Here is a 1,189-nt window from a genome sequence, read left to right as displayed (position 1 = left end):
AACAAGCATTATTTATTCAATGATCTTAGAGACGATACCGGCACCAACAGTACGACCACCTTCACGAATAGCAAAACGAAGCTTCTCTTCCATCGCTATCGGAACAATCAACGAAACATCCATGGCAACATTGTCGCCTGGCATAACCATTTCCGTTCCTTCTGGAAGCGTAACAATACCTGTAACATCCGTCGTACGGAAGTAAAACTGAGGACGATAATTCGTGAAAAATGGTGTATGACGTCCACCTTCATCTTTTGTCAAAATGTAAGCTTCTGCTTTAAAACGTGTATGAGGCGTAACAGATCCTGGCTTCGCCAATACTTGACCACGCTCAATCCCTTCACGGTCAACACCACGAAGCAGAGCTCCTATATTATCACCCGCTTGACCCTGATCTAAAAGCTTGCGGAACATTTCAACGCCTGTAACTGTCGTCTTAGACGTTGGACGAATACCGATAATCTCGATTTCCTCTCCAACTTTAATAATACCACGCTCAACACGACCTGTTACAACTGTTCCACGACCCGAAATCGAAAACACATCCTCTATCGGCATCAAAAATGGTTGATCAACGGGACGTTCAGGGGTTGGAATATAATTATCAACTTCACTCATTAAAAGACGAACGGCATCTTCACCAATGCTTTTATCCTTATCCTCAAGAGCTGCTAAAGCAGAACCCTTAACAATTGGTATATCATCGCCTGGAAAATCATATTTGGATAAAAGTTCCCGAACCTCAAGCTCTACAAGCTCCAAAAGTTCTGCATCATCAACCTGATCAACTTTATTAAGAAAAACAACAATTGCTGGAACACCAACCTGACGCGCAAGCAAAATATGCTCACGTGTCTGAGGCATTGGACCATCAGCTGCTGAAACAACCAAAATAGCACCATCCATCTGTGCTGCCCCTGTGATCATGTTCTTCACATAATCAGCGTGTCCCGGACAATCAACGTGCGCATAGTGACGATTTTCCGTTTCATACTCAACGTGTGCTGTAGAAATAGTAATCCCACGTGCGCGTTCCTCTGGGGCAGCATCAATTTGATCATAGGCTTTAAATTCACCAAAATATTTCGTAATCGCTGCTGTCAACGAAGTCTTCCCATGATCAACGTGACCAATCGTACCAATATTAACATGCGGTTTTGTTCGTTCAAACTTGCTCTTCGCCATC

At 43.5% G+C, this 1,189-nt stretch carries 1 protein-coding gene; it reads right to left on the bottom strand.

Going from position 1 to position 1,189, the window contains the following annotated elements:
• Positions 1-12 precede the first annotated feature (12 nt).
• Positions 13-1,188 (bottom strand): elongation factor Tu, encoded by a 1,176-nt coding sequence (gene tuf / locus ACFIJR_RS09025; RefSeq protein ID WP_330167429.1) that lies wholly within the window; start codon positions 1,186-1,188, stop codon positions 13-15.
• Between the last annotated feature and the right edge of the window lies 1 nt (position 1,189).

Origin of the sequence: Bartonella sp. OD88NMGDW (assembly GCF_042193775.1) — a bacterium.
In the GTDB taxonomy this organism is placed as follows: domain Bacteria; phylum Pseudomonadota; class Alphaproteobacteria; order Rhizobiales; family Rhizobiaceae; genus Bartonella; species Bartonella grahamii.
Note: the sequence above shows the minus strand (reverse complement) of the source record. Positions and strands in the feature narration are given on the sequence as shown.

Coding starts and splice junctions, on each gene's coding strand:
- tuf (WP_330167429.1), bottom strand. CDS start 1,188: ATGGCGAAGAGCAAGTTTGAACGAACAAAACCGCATGTTAATATTGGT.